The sequence below is a fragment of the Azorhizobium caulinodans ORS 571 genome, from assembly GCF_000010525.1.
GTDB classification, from domain to species: Bacteria; Pseudomonadota; Alphaproteobacteria; order Rhizobiales; family Xanthobacteraceae; genus Azorhizobium; species Azorhizobium caulinodans.
This window is the reverse complement of record NC_009937.1, coordinates 3,219,802-3,233,926: the sequence shown is the minus strand read 5'-3', so window position 1 is coordinate 3,233,926 and position 14,125 is coordinate 3,219,802. Positions and strand designations below refer to the sequence as shown.

Genomic DNA, 14,125 nt, shown 5'->3' with positions numbered 1-14,125 from the left:
GCCAGCGCGGTCAGGCGAGCCGCGTCGGCCCGAAGATCTCCTCGAAGGCGACGCGCAGAACGCTGTCCACTTCCGGCATGGAGACCAGCAGCCCGAGGTCGGTGAAGCTCGTCACCCCGTGCTCGCGCACGCCGCAGGGCACGATGCCGCCGAAATGGGTGAGGTCCGGGTCCACGTTCAGCGAGATGCCGTGGAAGCTCACCCACTGGCGCACGCGGATGCCGATGGCGGCGATCTTGTCCTCCACGCCGCCGCCGCGCGGCACCCACACGCCCACCCGGTCCTCGCGCCGCTCGCCGGTGATGTTGAAGGCGGCGAGCGTCGCGATCAGCCACGCCTCCAGCGCCCCCACATAGCGGCGCAGATCCGGATCGCGGCGCTTGAGGTCCAGCATCACATAGGTCACCCGCTGGCCGGGACCGTGATAGGTGAACTGCCCGCCGCGCCCGCTCTCATAGACGGGGAAGCGCTGGTCGATCAGGTCTTCGCGCCGGGCGCTGGTTCCGGCGGTGTAGAGGGGCGGATGCTCCACCAGCCACACCAGTTCCGGCGCCTCGCCCGCGGCAATGGCGGCGGCGCGCGCCTCCATGGCGGCGACCGCGTCCGGATAGGCGACGGGCGTGTCGCTGATGGTCCAGTCCACGGGCGGGGCGGCGGCGTCCTTCGGCAGGAAGGCGGTGGTCAGCGTCGAGCGCGGGCGCGAGGAAACGTTCATCTGGCTCAGGTTCTGGAGAGTGGCGGAGGTGCCATCCACAGGTGCGTATATAGAACTGTCTTAAGCCGACTGTGAGGCCTTGTGGCCGCGGATTCGATTTGCTAGACGAGGGCTCCCGGCGCCGGGGTGCTTCGAATGAAGCCGGCACCGGACACCATCCCTGACTGCGGTCGTGGCGGAATTGGTAGACGCGCTAGCTTGAGGTGCTAGTGGGGAGACCCGTGGAGGTTCGAGTCCTCTCGTCCGCACCAGGTTTTGGTAGAAAAAAGGCCCGTCCGGAGCGATCCGGCGGGCCTTTTTCTTTTCCGCTTTCGCCTCTGCCGGTTCCGGCCATCTGCACCCGCTTCCCGTCCGCTTGGCCCGTCACACGGGAACGTGCGATCGCGAAAGGCCGGCTCTCGTTGCGTTAGCTTCGCGTCAGCGTCAGCTTGTATATGAGCTCTTATTATCAGCGCGGTAGGTTCTTCATATGAGCGATTGCGTGGCGGTGTCCGGCTTCATCGCCCGACGGCCGGTGGATGCTGATTTTGCCGTTCTGGCTCAGATGCGCCGCGATTCCCGGCTGCAGAACATGCTCCTTTCGGTTCCTGAGCGGACGGACGACGACGCTGTCAGGGAATGGATCGCGCGGCGGTCCTCGGCGCCAGGCGGGCTTTTTCGCGTCATCGCCGAAACGGACGGCGCAGCCGTTGGCTTCATCCAGATCAGTCGGGTCGACGAGCCGCCGAAGGCATATGGCGGTATTGCGCTTGCGGAAGGCTACCGCGGCCGCGGCGTCGGCGCTGTAGCGCTAAGCGCCCTGCTGATGATCGCACGCGAGGAACTGGGTCTGATCAGTCTTCTGGCTGAAATACGCACCGACAACCCGTCTTCGATTCGGCTTCATGAACGTTTCGGTTACCGTCGCGTGGGCGTCATGGACGAACATTTCCTCGGGACAGATGGCCAGAGGCACGACGTTCTGCTCATGCAGCGCCGCTTCGAAGACTGAGACCAATCCAGTCTACTGGAGGGCGGCGGTCGGGCCAGAACCGCAACCACGCCTCTCAGTTCTTGTCGGTGCCGCCCGACAGGCCCTTCATCGTGTCGTTCCACAGGCGCGGCCAGAACTGGCCGAGGCCCGGCGCATCGGAGCCACCATCACCGGCCTGCGCGTGGGGGGAGATGGCCTGGGGGGCGCCCGTGGCGGCGGGTTCAGCCGGCGCGGCGGCGGTGGTCGCTGTCGTCCGCGGTGTGGGGGGGACGGGACGGGCGGTGGCCGTCGCGGGTGTTGCGGGCTTCGGCGCGGTCGCGGGCTTGGGTTGCGCGGGCTTGGCCGGAGCGGTGCCGGGCGCGGCGGTGGTCGCGCTGGCTGCGGCGGGCTGGATATGCCCGCGCGGACCGGGGCCGGGGAGGCTCGCCACCATGCCGGCGGTCGCCGGCACCACATGCACGATGCGGAAGCCGCGCGCCTTCAGTTCGCGCAGCAGGTTCGGCAGCATGACGGCAGTGGCAGGCTGGATGTCGTGCAGCAGCAGGATGCCGCCGCCCCGCGCCTCCAGCCGGTCGAGGGCACGCTTCTCCACCTCTTCCGGCTTCAGATGCATCCAGTCGTCGGCCACCTCGTCCACGCTGAAGACGGCGATGCCGTGCTCCTGCGTATAGGCCTCGTAGAATTTGGTGCGGCCGAGACCGGGGAAGCGGAACCACGGATTGGGCGCGGCGCCCACCGGCGCGAGCGCCTTGGTGACGGAGGCGAAGCCCTGCTCGATCTCCTGAACGCCCGCTTCCTGCGTGAGCTTGGGGAAGATGAGCGGATGGGTCTCGCTGTGGGTGCCGATGGTGTGGCCGTCCGCCAGCGTCCGCTGCAGCAGGTGCGGATTGGAATGGGCCATGCGGCCGACGATGAAGAAGGTGGCCTTCACGCACTCATGGGCCAGCGTGTCGAGCACGCGGGTGGTCATGGGCGCCAGCGGGCCATCGTCAAAGGTCAGCACCACCTCGCCTTTTTCCAGCGGCAGCGTCTGCTTGTATTGCAGCCGGCCGAGGAAGGGGCTGGTCTTCGGATCGATGGCGATCACCCGCGAGACACCGAGCGCATCGGGATTGCCGGGGCAGGCGGAGGGCGGCGGCAGTTGCGGCGGCGGCGTCAGGCCGGCCCCGGTGCTGGCGGGCGTGGCGCTCGCGGCGGCAGCGGCCGGGACCGCGGGAGCGATGGGGGCAGCGGCGGGAAGCGCCGGAGCGGCCGGCAACTGCGGGGAAGGCGCGGCCGGGAGAACCGACTGTGCGAGGGCTGAACTTGCGATGGAGGCGACGAGCCCCGCCAGGAGGATGGAACGCATGTGCCGTAACCCGCATGGCGCCGGACGGCGACGCCGCTTCTGAAGACGGGGCCGCCCGTTGCGAACGGCCCGTGGCGCTTCCGCGTCCGCAGGTTCTGCGCCTGCGGGCGGTGGAGACAAGCTAACGTTCGGTCGCGCGCTGGCGGGCGGGAACCATGTGGACCACGCGGTAGCCACGCTGAGCTAAAGCCCGCAAGAACGCCGGAATCATGGCCGCCGTCTGTGCTTTCGTGTCGTGGAAGAGCACGATGCCGCCGCCGGTCGCGTCGAGGCGCTGCAGGACGAGGGCGAGTTCCTGCTCCGGCGTCATCTTGTTCCAGTCGGACGCCCAGAAGTCCGCTCCGAAGACGGAGACACCGCGGGCCCGGAGCGCTTCCAGCAACTCGGGGGTGGAAGCAAAGCCGGGAAAGCGGAAGAAGGGCACACGCGGTGCCAGCTGCTCGGCCGATCCGGCGCTGCCATAGGCGGCGAGATCGTCCGCCGCCATGCCCTTCGTGACCTCCGCCATCGCGGCAGGGAAGGGCAGCTTGGCGAGCGTCGCATCGGGATGGGTCATGGAGTGGTGGGCGACCGTGTGTCCTTCGGCGATCTCCCGCTTCACCAGTTCGGGCCGGGCTCGGGCGTTCTCGCCGATGAGAAAGAAGGTCGCCTTCACGCATTCGGCCTTCAGGGCGTCGAGAATGGCGGCGGTGGTGTGCGGCCAGGGGCCGTCATCGAAGGTCAGCACCACCTCGCCCTTCTCCAGCGGCAGGGTCTGGGGGAAGGACTTGGTGCCCACCTGCACCCCCGCCGGCACCTCGATCACGCGCGTGGTGCCGAGCGCATCCGGTCGGCCGGGGCAGGCGGCGGCCGCCGACGCCGCGGATGCGGGCCGAGCGGGCGCGAACGAGAGCACGGCCGCCAGAACCGTGGCGAGAAGGACGCAGGTGCGACTTACATTGCTGGCGGGCATGCCGTGCGGCTCCTGTAAGGGCATGGGCCCGTTGCCTTGTCCGCGCCCGCCCCTTAGAGCCGTTGCAGTGCGGAATCATGGTCCTGACCGTGGAACCGACCGCTCCTGTCCGTCGATAGGCAGGTGCGGCCGCGTCCACGCCCGGTGAGCGGTTCGGCCGGACAGCCGCAGCGGCATCGCGCCCTGGAAGGGGCGATGCGCAGGCGGCTCCGGCTCAGCCGGTCCGGAGCAGGCTCTAGACCTCCGGCCGGCCCATATCAATCCTGACCCTTGAGGAGGCGAGCCATGCGCGAGGAAGCCGAGGCCGTGGATGTCGCCACTCTGCTGCCGCCGATCCGGGATGCGGATGACGCCATCTCGGAGGCCTTCCTCGCCGCCGTGGAGGCCGGGCTGGCCGAGGGGCCTTCGGACGAACTGCGCGCCCGGCTCAGGGATCTCCATGAAGCGGACATGGGCGATCTCCTCGAGGCGCTGCCCGCCGAGGCGCGGGTGCGGCTCGTCGAAACGCTCGGTGCGGATTTCGACTTCACCGCGCTCACCGAACTCGACGAGACCGACCGCGTCGGTCTGCTCAGTCACCTGCCGCCGCTCATGGTGGCGGAAGGCATCCGCACGCTTGAGTCGGATGATGCCGTCTACATCCTCGAAGACCTCGACGCGGACGACAAGGCGGCCATCCTCGCCCACATTCCGGCGCCCGAACGCGTCGCCCTCCAGCGCTCCCTCGACTATCCCGAGGAAAGCGCCGGCCGGCGCATGCAGACGGATTTCATTGCGGTGCCGCCGTTCTGGACCGTCGGCCGCGTGCTCGACTACGTGCAGCAGACCGACGACCTGCCCGAGACCTTCTACGAGGTGTTCGTGGTGGACCCGGCCTATCACCTCATGGGCGCGGTGCCGCTCGATCGTCTGCTGCGCACCAAGCGCTCCGTGCTGGTCACGGCGGTGAAGACCGAGCGGGTGCAGGTGGTGAAGGCCAGCGAGGACCAGGAGGAGGTGGCCCGCACCTTCGAGCGCTACAACCTCGTCTCGGCCCCGGTGGTGGACGATGCCGGCCGCCTCGTGGGCGTGATGACCATCGACGACGTGGTGGACGTGATCCAGGAGGAGGCGGACGAGGATCTGCGCGCGCTCGCCGGCGTCGGCAGCGACGAGGAACTCTCCGACACGGTCGCCTATACGGCGAAGAGCCGCCTGCCGTGGCTGGTGGTCAATCTCGGCACCGCGTTCCTCGCCGCCTCCATCATCGACCTGTTTGCCGTGTCCATTGAGAAGATGGTGGCGCTGGCCGTACTGATGCCCATCGTCGCCTCCATGGGCGGCAACGCGGGCAACCAGACCATGACGGTGGCTGTGCGGGCGCTGGCGACCCGCGACCTCGGCAGCCATAACGCGCGGCGCATCGTGCTGCGCGAGGTGCTGGTGGGGCTGGCGAATGGCCTTGCGCTCGCCTGCCTCCTCGGTCTCATCGCGGCGCTGTGGTTCGGCAACTGGCAGCTCGGCGGCGTGATCGCCTGTGCGCTGGTCATCAACATGCTGGCCGCGGGCCTGTTCGGCATCCTGATCCCGCTCACCGTGCATTACTTTCGGCAGGACCCGGCGGTGGCGTCCGGTGTTTTTGTGACCACCGTCACCGATACGGTCGGATTCTTCGCGTTTCTCGGTCTCGCCTCGCTGTGGTTTCACCTCGGCTGAAATTGCAGACCTCGCAAGAGCAGCGCCACGGATTGTCCCGCGATGGTTGCTGCAACGCCTGGGAAATAGGCCCGATATAAACATGGGGCGCGCGTTAAAATTAGGGTGTAATCCACCAGCGCACGTGATTTCTTCGCACATGCGACACAGATCAGCTTGCGGGTTGCAGGCGAGGGTCCCTAGAACATGACCGCCGGATTCCGGGGGGCGCCGGAACCCGCGTCGACGGAGGCTCCCATCACGTTTGCCCTGAAGCGCAGCGGGAAACCCTCGAACCACTGGCTCCTGACCGCCATGCTGGTCATCGCCGGCGGCTTGCTGGCCTTTCTCGTCTGGGGGCTGATGCAATGGGATCTCGCCCGCGAACAGCGCGAGCGGGAGGCGGTCCGGGCCTTTCTCGACGCCCATACCCAGCACATGGTCCAGGCGCTGAAGGCCGCGGCCTCCAACGCGGAAAATCCCGCCCCATCGGGAGGCGCGCTCAGCGAGGCGTGGTTCCAGCAGGCCTTTGGCCGCCCGCTGAATGACACCTTCGGCTTCGAACAGAACTTCCTGCTCGATCAGGACGGACAGGTGCTCTACGCTTCCTCGTCCGGCCAGAGCCTCTCGCCCGGTGCGCTGGAGGACATGAAGCCGGCGCTCAGGCAGATCGTGCAGCAGGCGCAGGCCCAGAAGGAAGCTTCGGGCGTCGTCTCCCAAGGCAAGCTGTCGGGTCTTGCGGCTGTCCGCGCGGTCACTGTCAATCGCGCCCCGGGCACCCGGACGGCGGGCGGCGCGGGGCCGGTCTATGCGGTGACGGTCGATCTCCTCAATCAGGACCTGTTCCGGGAACTCGGCCAGAATTTCAATGCGGGCGCCTTCCATCTGCAGGAGGGGGCTGGCCCCACGACCACCACGCTGGCGCTGCGCGACATGGTGGATGGCCGGCCGATCTCCATCACCTGGCCGGAGGATCGGCCGGGGCTCACCTTCCTGAAGCAGGTGGCGCCGCCGGTGGCGCTGCTCTCCACCTTCCTTCTGGCCATGTGCGTCCTCATGCTGCGGGAAGCCCGCCGATCGGCGGCGGCGCTGGCCGAGAGCGAGGCGCAGGCCACCATCCTCGCCTCGCAGGACACACTGACCGGTCTCGCCAACCGCGCGCAGGTGCTGGCGCAGCTCCAGAACGTGCTGATGGACCTGCCGCCGGAGCGCGGCGTCGCGCTGATGTTCGTGGACCTCGACAGCTTCAAGGACATCAACGACACGCTCGGCCATGCCGCCGGCGACACCCTGCTGCGCACGGTGGGCGATCGCCTGTCCGCCTGCGCCGCGCCCTCGGGCCTTGCCGGACGGATTGGCGGCGACGAGTTCGTGCTGCTCATGCCGTTTGCGCATGCCCGGGAGGTGGACGGCATCGTCGCAGCGGTGTTCCGCTCGCTGGAGCAGACCATCGCCATCGACGGTGCGGAACTCGGCGTCAGTGCCTCCATCGGCATCGCGCTCGCGCCCCATGACGCCACCTATGGCGACGACCTCATGCGGCGGGCCGACATGGCGCTCTACCGCGCCAAGCATATGGGACGCAGCGCGGCGGTGCGCTTCCAGCCGCATTTCGAGCGCGAGCTCCAGCACCGCCTGACGCTGGAGACCGAACTGGCGGAGGCGCTGGAGCGCGGACAGTTCTCCATGGTCTACCAGCCGCAGGTGGATCTTGAGACCCGCCGCATCGTGGGTCTGGAAGCCCTGGTGCGCTGGAACCATCCCCAGCGCGGGCGGCTGCTGCCGGGCGAGTTCCTGTGGGTCGCGGAAGGCACCCGCCTCATCACCCGCATCGATGCCTGGGTGCTGCGCCATGCCTGCCTGGAGGCCAAGGCGTTCGGTGGCATTTCGCTGGCGGTGAACATGTCGCCGGTGAACCTGCGCTACCCCGGCATGGCCGAGCGCATTCTGGACGTGCTGCGGGAGACCGGCTTTCCGCCGGAGCGGCTGGAGATCGAGCTGACCGAAAGCGCCATGCTGGACAGCGGCCGGGATGTGAAGGAGACGCTGGATCGTCTGCGGGCCCACGGCGTGCGCCTCGCACTCGATGACTTCGGCACCGGCCATGCCTCGCTGCTGCACGTGCGCAACTTTCCCGTCACCAAGATCAAGATCGACCGCTCGTTCATCGCCAATCTCGGGGTGGAGCGTGATGCGGCCTCCATCGTCGAGCATGTGATCCGGCTCGGCCGCTCGCTCGGCATCACGCTCACCGCCGAGGGCGTGGACAATCTCGAGCAGGTGCGCTTCCTGCGGGCCTTCGGCGCCCAGCAGGCGCAGGGTTTCCTCTTCTCCGCGCCGCTGCCGGCAGCCGCCGCCGCCGATCTCGTGGCGCAGAACCGGGAGCAGTTCCAGACCACGCGCCGCCCGCCCGGCCGTTCCGTCCCGCCCGTCTGAGGCGGGTCCGCCGCGTCTCCCCGCCGCTTTCCCGCCCGCCGCTTCCTGTTCTACGATCCCCCAGCAGCCGGACCGCAGAAGTCCGCGCCCATGTCGGACGGCCTTCAGGGCCAGGGAGAGGACGCCAGATGCTTGCCAACGCCCAAACCGGATTCGATTTCCAGCTCGGCGAGACCGCCGATCTGCTGCGCGACAGCGTGCGCGGCTTCTCGCAGGACCGCATCGCCCCGCGCGCCGACGAGATCGACCGGAGCAACCAGTTTCCCCGCGACCTCTGGCCGGAACTGGGGGCGCTGGGCCTCCTGGGGCTCACGGTGGAAGAGGAGTATGGCGGTTCGGGCCTCGGCTATCTCGAGCATGTCATCGCCATGGAGGAGATCAGCCGCGCCTCGGCCTCCGTCGGTCTCTCCTACGGCGCCCATTCCAACCTGTGCGTGAACCAGATCCGCCGCAACGGCTCGCAGGAACAGAAGCAGCGCTACCTGCCCAAGCTCATTTCCGGCGAGCATGTGGGCGCGCTCGCCATGTCCGAGCCGGGCGCGGGGTCGGACGTCGTCTCCATGCGCACCCGCGCGGAGAAGAAGGGCGACCGCTACATCCTCAACGGCTCCAAGATGTGGATCACCAACGGCCCCATCGCCGAGACTCTGGTGGTCTATGCCAAGACCGATCCCGCGGCCGGCGCGCGCGGCATCACCGCCTTCCTCATCGAAAAGGGGTTCAAGGGCTTCTCCACGGCTCAGAAGCTGGACAAGCTCGGGATGCGCGGCTCCGACACCGGCGAACTGGTGTTCGAGGATTGCGAGGTGCCCGAGGAGAACGTGCTGGGGCAGGTGGGGCGCGGCGTGAACGTGCTCATGTCCGGCCTCGACTACGAGCGCGCCGTGCTGGCGGGCGGCCCCATCGGCATCATGCAGGCCTGCATGGACGTGGTGATTCCCTATGTCCATGAGCGCAAGCAGTTCGGCCAGCCCATCGGCACCTTCCAGCTGATGCAGGGCAAGATCGCCGACATGTACGTCGCGATGAACTCCGTGAAGGCGTATGTCTATGCGGTGGCCAAGGCCTGCGACCGCGGCCTCACCACCCGCGAGGATGCGGCCGGCGCGATCCTCATCGCCGCCGAAAAGGCCACGTGGATGGCGCTGGAGGCGATCCAGACGCTGGGCGGCAATGGTTACATCAACGACTATCCCACCGGCCGCCTGCTGCGCGACGCCAAGCTCTATGAGATCGGCGCCGGTACCAGCGAGATCCGCCGCATGCTGATCGGTCGCGAACTGTTCGAAAAGACCGCCTGAGCGGTAGCCGCGCCCGCCGGGGCCTTGCGCACCGGCGGGCGTCCCGTCACATCAGGGCGCTGATCCTCCGGCCGGGGCCGGGGGCGGCGTCGGGACGGGCGGATGGGCATCTTCTACACCCTCTCCAAGGCAGGCTGGTTCCTCGCGGCGCCGTCGAATTTCTGTGTCTTCCTGCTCGTTCTCGCCGTTGCCGCGCTGCTGCTGCGGCTGAGGCGTACCGGCCTCGTGTTCGCGGTTCTGGCGACGGCGGGGCTGATGGGCTTCGGCTTCTCCCCGGCGGGCAATTATCTCATGTCGCCGCTGGAGGAGCGCTTCCCACCCTTCGTGGGTGACGGCCGGCCGGTGGACGGCATCATCATGCTGGGCGGGGCCGAGGTGCCCGAGGTGTCGGTGGTGCGCGGAGTGACCGCGCTCAATGACGCGGCGGAGCGCGTGCTCGCCTTCGCGGCGCTGGCCCGGCGCTATCCGCAGGCGAAGCTGGTCTTCTCCGGCGGCAGCGGCGAATATGACGAGAGCATGCCGGCGGCGCAGGATGCGGTGCGGCTCGCTTTCGCCGACGTGGGGCTCGACGTCACGCGGGTCATTTATGAGCGCCGTTCGCGCAACACGGCGCAGAATGCCGTCGAGACCCGCAAGCTCATCACGCCGGTGCCGGGCGAGCGGTGGCTGCTCGTCACGTCCGCCTTCCACATGCCGCGGGCGATCGGGTGCTTCCGCGAGGTGGGCTTTCCGGTGACGGCCTATCCTGTGGACTACCGCACGCTTGGACCGGGGCGGCTCAACGGCGTGTTCCGCCGGGTGGCGAGCGGCCTCGACATCACCGACATCGCGGTGCGCGAATGGATGGGGCTCGGTGCCTATTATGCCTCCGGCCGCATCCCGGCGCTGTTTCCGGCGCCGGAGCCTGCGGCCCGCTGATCAGTCCTCGCGCGGCAGGCCGAGGCGGTAGACGCCGCGAAACGCCTCCGGGTCCACGGGCTTGCCCTTGCGATAGATGAGGAGGCGGCCTTCCTTGGCAAGGCGCACGGCGACGCGGCGCACGATCGGCAGCACGCGCTGCCAGTTCTCGCCGGGACCGAACGCCTTGGCGACGTCGGACGGATCGATGCTCTTGCCGTCCTCGCGGGCGCGGGCCATGGCGAGGATCGAGGCCTCCACCTCGGCGTCGGAGGGCAGGGCGCCCTGGGGCGCGTTTTCGCTGGCGGAGCGGTCGTCGATCGGTCGGTCGGTGATCGGTTTGTCGGTCATGGCGCCGTCCTCGCACCGGACCCCGTGAGATGCAAGCCCAACGCAGGCCAGCCATGAAAACCTGTGGGCTGCAAGCTTGGGGGATTGCGCATACGTTCACGTTTCATTAACCAAAGCGACACTCGAAATGCTGCGCCTGCGTTCTCCGGACCGTGGCGGCAGCAGGTCGCGACTGTAAGAAGGTTCGTCGTCTCATCATGAGCGCAAAAAACGGACGGTCCTGCTGGTGCTTCGCGCGCATCGCGCTCACCGCATTTGGCCTTTGCGTCGCCATCGCCTATGTCTTCGGCGGGTTTGACGCGACCCTGATGGCGATGCGCTAGGCACCCTGCAATCCGGCGGGTCAGGCGTCTGGCATAGCCGCCATCCGGCGTTCTGCTCCATCGGAGGCTTGCGGGATGGCTTATCGACTGATCATCGCCAACAAGACCTATTCCTCGTGGTCGCTGCGGCCCTGGCTCGCGCTGGCCGCCGCCGACATTCCGTTCACCGAGGAGCTTGTGCCCCTCGGCAGCGATGCCTTCCAGGCCCGTCTGGCCGGGCTCGGCACCGCCGGCCGCGTGCCGGTGCTGATCGACGGCGAGGCGGTGGTGTGGGAATCCCTCGCCATCATCTCCTATGTGGCTGAGCGCCACCCCGAGGCGGGCCTCTGGCCGCAGGATCCGCTCGCCCGCGCCATGGCGCAGGCCATCTCCGCCGAGATGCACGCCAGCTTCGGTGCGCTGCGCAACGCGTTGCCCATGAACCTCGCCCGCCCGGTCGAGCCGCGGCCCATCGATGCGCCCGTGCGCAAGGACGTGGACCGCATCTGCGCCCTCTGGACCGCGGCGCGCGCCCGGTTCGGCGGCGCCGGCCCGTTCCTCTTCGGCGCCTTCGGTGCGGCGGACGCCATGTATGCGCCGGTCGCCACGCGGCTGCGCACCTACGGGGTCGCCCTCGATCCGGTGAGCGCGGTCTATGTGGACGCCATCCACGCCCATCCCGCCTTCGTGCGCTGGCGCGAGGCGGCCCTCCAGGAAAGCTGGGTGGTGGCCGAGGACGAGATCGACTGGCCCACCGTCAAGCGCTGAACCCGAAACGTCGAGACCATGCCGCTCCATCTGCTGAAGCTGTGCGTCGGCGCGACTTCCGTCGCCGATCTCGAGGACTGGATCGCCGAGCGCCTCGACGAGAAGCGGCGGCTCGGCCTTGCCGTCGAGCAGGTGCATACCACCCGCATGGTGCCGACCCGTGTGGACGAACTGCTGGACGGCGGCTCGCTCTACTGGGTCATCAAGGGCGAGGTGGCCTGCCGCCAGAAGCTGACGGACGTGCGCCCCTTCGTGGATGCGGACGGCATCCGCCGCTGCCATCTGGTGCTGGACCCGGCCGTGCTCAAGGTGGCGCCGCGCCCCTCGCGCCCCTTCCAGGGCTGGCGCTATCTCAAGGCGCAGGAGGCGCCCGCCGATCTGCGCGAGGGAACCGGCGGCGAGGAGCTGCCCGAGGAGATGCGTCGGGAGCTGCGCGCGCTGGGGCTCATGTAGCGGCGTGCTGCGCCTCGAACATCCGTCCCGGAATGCGTGAAAGGGCCCCGTGCGGGGCCCTTTCCGTTTTGTTTCCAAGAGATAGTGGCGATCAGCCGGCCCGCAGGTTCGCCACCACCTGTTCCACTTCCCGCTTGAGCTGCTGGGCCTGGTCGGTGATCGACTGGGACAGCGTCATGAGCTGGCTGGACGCAGCGCCGGTCATTTCGGCGGCGCGGCCGACGCCGGCGATGTTGTGGTTCACCGTCTCCGTGCCGCGCGCCGCCTGCTGGGTGTTGCTGGCAATCTCGGCGGTGGCGGCGCCCTGTTCCTCGACCGCCGAGGCGACGGTGGAGGCCGCCGTCTGGATCTGGCCGATGGTGGTCACGATGCGGTCGATGGATTCCACCGAGCGGTTGGTGGCCTGCTGGATCTCGCCCACCTTGCCGGCGATCTCCTCGGTGGCCTTGGCGGTCTGGGCGGCGAGCTGCTTCACCTCCTGCGCCACCACGGCGAAGCCCTTGCCACTCTCGCCGGCGCGTGCTGCCTCGATGGTGGCGTTGAGCGCCAGCAGGTTGGTCTGGCTGGCGATGTTGGTGATGAGATCCACCACTTCGCCGATCTTGGCCGCCGACTGGGAGAGCTCGATGATCTCGGTCTGCGTGCGGGAGGTTTCCGCCGCGGCGGCGGTGGCGATGGTGGCGGTCTGCGAGACCTGCGCCGAAATCTCGCGGATGGAGGCGGTCATCTCCTCGGTGGAGGCGGCGACGGTGTTCACGTTGGTGCTGGCTTCCTCGGCCGCCCCGCCCACGGCTTCCGCCTGGCGGGAGGTCTCCTCGGCGGTGGCGGCAAGGCTCCGGGCGGCATCGGACATCTCGTGGGACGACTGCGCGAAGGCGCGGGCGAGATTGCCCATGGTCGCCTCGAAATTCGCCGCGATCTGGAGGCGCTCGTTGCGCACCTTCTCGGCGGAACGCTGCTCCTGAAGGGCGGCCTCCTGCCGCAGGCGCTCGGCTTCCTCAAGGCCCTGGCGGAAGGTTTCCACGCTCTTGGCGATGGTGCCCACCTCGTCACCGCGATCCGTATCAGGCACCTTGACCTGAAGCTTGCCGGCCTGGATGTCCGACATCACGCCGAGCACGCGATTGATGGGCACCACGATGCCATAGCGGGCGACGGCGAAGCCGAGGCCGAAGCAGACGAGGACGGCGATGGCGAGCGCGGTGGTGATGAGCGTGGCGAGGCGCAGCGCATCGTCGCGCACGGCGTCGGTGCGCTGGTTCAACTCCGCCGTTATGCGATCATTGGCTCGCACGATCTCCTGCCCGATGGGCTTCAGGGCGGCATCGCACTCGTTGGTCATGCGCTGGCCGGCGGTGACGATGGACTGCGGGTCCATCGCCTCGCGAGCGAATTTGATCACGGGGCCGCAGGGGCTCGCCATGGCCGCGTCCACCCGTGCGCTGAACGACTGGGCGATCGCACCAACCTGCTCGGACGCCGCCTTGGCTTCCTTGAGGCGGTTGTTCATGGCTGCCAGGGCATCCGACAGCTCCTTGTCGGCCGCCGCCGACTGTTCCGGCGTCGACGCCACCGCGATCTGATAGAGGGCGCGCTGGAGCACGGCGACCTGGCGATTGTACCGGACGAGAGCCAGCACTGCGGCTTCGTCATTCTTGATGACGGCATCGTAGGTGCCGATCACGGTGTGCAACTGACTGCTCAGCAGTGCTACGCCGACGCCAGCACATGCGCTGAGCATCAGAACAATCGCGCCGATCTTGAGCATGACCGATAGGTTTTTGAAAGACATGCGATCCCCCATCACTGGCACATGGGGACGGCTGTTCCCCCCAGCCCAACACAACGGGACCGGCAAACCGCTCATGTGGTGGATGTATGAGCGTACCGCATGCTTGCGCGAGCCTTGTAATCGCCTGTCATGGGCCCAATTGCCGCAAGGCGTGAAAAGAGCC

13 protein-coding genes and 1 tRNA gene are annotated in these 14,125 nt (G+C 68.2%); 9 read left to right on the top strand and 5 right to left on the bottom strand.

Annotated features, from left to right (window positions below; translation table 11 throughout):
* Positions 1-10: 10 nt before the first annotated feature.
* Positions 11-715 carry a lipoyl(octanoyl) transferase LipB gene (lipB, locus tag AZC_RS14685; protein WP_043879414.1) on the bottom strand — a complete coding sequence of 235 codons (705 nt, stop codon included), beginning with the start codon at positions 713-715 and terminating at the stop codon, positions 11-13.
* Positions 716-881: 166 nt separating this feature from the next.
* Here lipB and AZC_RS14680 point away from each other — a divergent pair.
* Positions 882-966 (top strand) — tRNA-Leu (locus AZC_RS14680).
* Between the two features lie 230 nt (positions 967-1,196).
* Positions 1,197-1,706 carry a GNAT family N-acetyltransferase gene (locus AZC_RS14675; RefSeq protein ID WP_158304120.1) on the top strand — a complete coding sequence of 170 codons (510 nt, stop codon included), beginning with the start codon at positions 1,197-1,199 and terminating at the stop codon, positions 1,704-1,706.
* 55 nt (positions 1,707-1,761) lie between these two features.
* Here the strand turns inward: AZC_RS14675 and AZC_RS24475 are convergent, their stop codons facing one another.
* Entirely contained in the window at positions 1,762-3,036 is a 1,275-nt protein-coding gene (locus AZC_RS24475; RefSeq protein ID WP_052285945.1) for a polysaccharide deacetylase family protein, read from the bottom strand.
* Between the two features lie 121 nt (positions 3,037-3,157).
* The gene (locus AZC_RS14665) at positions 3,158-3,988 is read right to left on the bottom strand and encodes a polysaccharide deacetylase family protein (RefSeq protein WP_043879413.1); all 831 of its coding nucleotides are present in this window, start codon (positions 3,986-3,988) and stop codon (positions 3,158-3,160) included.
* Positions 3,989-4,273: 285 nt separating this feature from the next.
* On the opposite strand from AZC_RS14665, the gene mgtE reads away from it, so the two are divergent.
* From mgtE to AZC_RS14645, 4 genes are all read left to right on the top strand, one after another.
* Positions 4,274-5,683 (top strand): magnesium transporter, encoded by a 1,410-nt coding sequence (mgtE, locus tag AZC_RS14660; protein ID WP_043879412.1) that lies wholly within the window; start codon positions 4,274-4,276, stop codon positions 5,681-5,683.
* 186 nt (positions 5,684-5,869) lie between these two features.
* Complete coding sequence (locus tag AZC_RS14655; RefSeq protein WP_012171358.1) at positions 5,870-8,098, top strand: putative bifunctional diguanylate cyclase/phosphodiesterase; 2,229 nt, start codon at positions 5,870-5,872, stop codon at positions 8,096-8,098.
* 128 nt (positions 8,099-8,226) lie between these two features.
* Entirely contained in the window at positions 8,227-9,399 is a 1,173-nt protein-coding gene (locus tag AZC_RS14650) for an isovaleryl-CoA dehydrogenase (protein ID WP_012171357.1), read from the top strand.
* A gap of 102 nt (positions 9,400-9,501) precedes the next feature.
* Positions 9,502-10,317 (top strand): YdcF family protein, encoded by an 816-nt coding sequence (locus AZC_RS14645; RefSeq protein ID WP_012171356.1) that lies wholly within the window; start codon positions 9,502-9,504, stop codon positions 10,315-10,317.
* Here AZC_RS14645 and AZC_RS14640 read toward each other — a convergent pair whose 3' ends face one another.
* A complete protein-coding gene (locus AZC_RS14640; RefSeq protein ID WP_012171355.1) occupies positions 10,318-10,647 on the bottom strand; it encodes a DUF3253 domain-containing protein in 330 nt (109 codons plus the stop codon).
* A gap of 197 nt (positions 10,648-10,844) precedes the next feature.
* Here AZC_RS14640 and AZC_RS26290 point away from each other — a divergent pair, with 197 nt between their 5' ends.
* The 3 genes from AZC_RS26290 (at position 10,845) to AZC_RS14630 (ending at position 12,170) form a co-directional block, all read left to right on the top strand.
* Complete coding sequence (locus AZC_RS26290; RefSeq protein WP_274532288.1) at positions 10,845-10,970, top strand: hypothetical protein; 126 nt, start codon at positions 10,845-10,847, stop codon at positions 10,968-10,970.
* A gap of 75 nt (positions 10,971-11,045) precedes the next feature.
* Positions 11,046-11,717: a glutathione S-transferase family protein gene (locus AZC_RS14635; RefSeq protein ID WP_012171354.1), complete on the top strand. Its 672-nt coding sequence runs from the start codon at positions 11,046-11,048 to the stop codon at positions 11,715-11,717.
* A gap of 18 nt (positions 11,718-11,735) precedes the next feature.
* On the top strand, positions 11,736-12,170 hold the full coding sequence (locus AZC_RS14630) for a DUF1489 family protein (protein WP_012171353.1): 435 nt from the start codon (positions 11,736-11,738) through the stop codon (positions 12,168-12,170).
* A gap of 91 nt (positions 12,171-12,261) precedes the next feature.
* Here the strand turns inward: AZC_RS14630 and AZC_RS14625 are convergent, their stop codons facing one another.
* Entirely contained in the window at positions 12,262-13,962 is a 1,701-nt protein-coding gene (locus AZC_RS14625; RefSeq protein ID WP_043879411.1) for a methyl-accepting chemotaxis protein, read from the bottom strand.
* Positions 13,963-14,125 lie beyond the last annotated feature (163 nt).

Excerpts from the sequence above, each read along its gene's own strand:
- lipB (WP_043879414.1), bottom strand. The coding sequence starts at position 715 with ATGAACGTTTCCTCGCGCCCGCGCTCGACGCTGACCACCGCCTTCCTG.
- AZC_RS24475 (WP_052285945.1), bottom strand. The coding sequence starts at position 3,036 with ATGCGTTCCATCCTCCTGGCGGGGCTCGTCGCCTCCATCGCAAGTTCA.
- AZC_RS14665 (WP_043879413.1), bottom strand. The coding sequence starts at position 3,988 with ATGCCCGCCAGCAATGTAAGTCGCACCTGCGTCCTTCTCGCCACGGTT.
- mgtE (WP_043879412.1), top strand. The coding sequence starts at position 4,274 with ATGCGCGAGGAAGCCGAGGCCGTGGATGTCGCCACTCTGCTGCCGCCG.
- AZC_RS14655 (WP_012171358.1), top strand. The coding sequence starts at position 5,870 with ATGACCGCCGGATTCCGGGGGGCGCCGGAACCCGCGTCGACGGAGGCT.
- AZC_RS14650 (WP_012171357.1), top strand. The coding sequence starts at position 8,227 with ATGCTTGCCAACGCCCAAACCGGATTCGATTTCCAGCTCGGCGAGACC.
- AZC_RS14645 (WP_012171356.1), top strand. The coding sequence starts at position 9,502 with ATGGGCATCTTCTACACCCTCTCCAAGGCAGGCTGGTTCCTCGCGGCG.
- AZC_RS14640 (WP_012171355.1), bottom strand. The coding sequence starts at position 10,647 with ATGACCGACAAACCGATCACCGACCGACCGATCGACGACCGCTCCGCC.
- AZC_RS26290 (WP_274532288.1), top strand. The coding sequence starts at position 10,845 with ATGAGCGCAAAAAACGGACGGTCCTGCTGGTGCTTCGCGCGCATCGCG.
- AZC_RS14635 (WP_012171354.1), top strand. The coding sequence starts at position 11,046 with ATGGCTTATCGACTGATCATCGCCAACAAGACCTATTCCTCGTGGTCG.
- AZC_RS14630 (WP_012171353.1), top strand. The coding sequence starts at position 11,736 with ATGCCGCTCCATCTGCTGAAGCTGTGCGTCGGCGCGACTTCCGTCGCC.
- AZC_RS14625 (WP_043879411.1), bottom strand. The coding sequence starts at position 13,962 with ATGTCTTTCAAAAACCTATCGGTCATGCTCAAGATCGGCGCGATTGTT.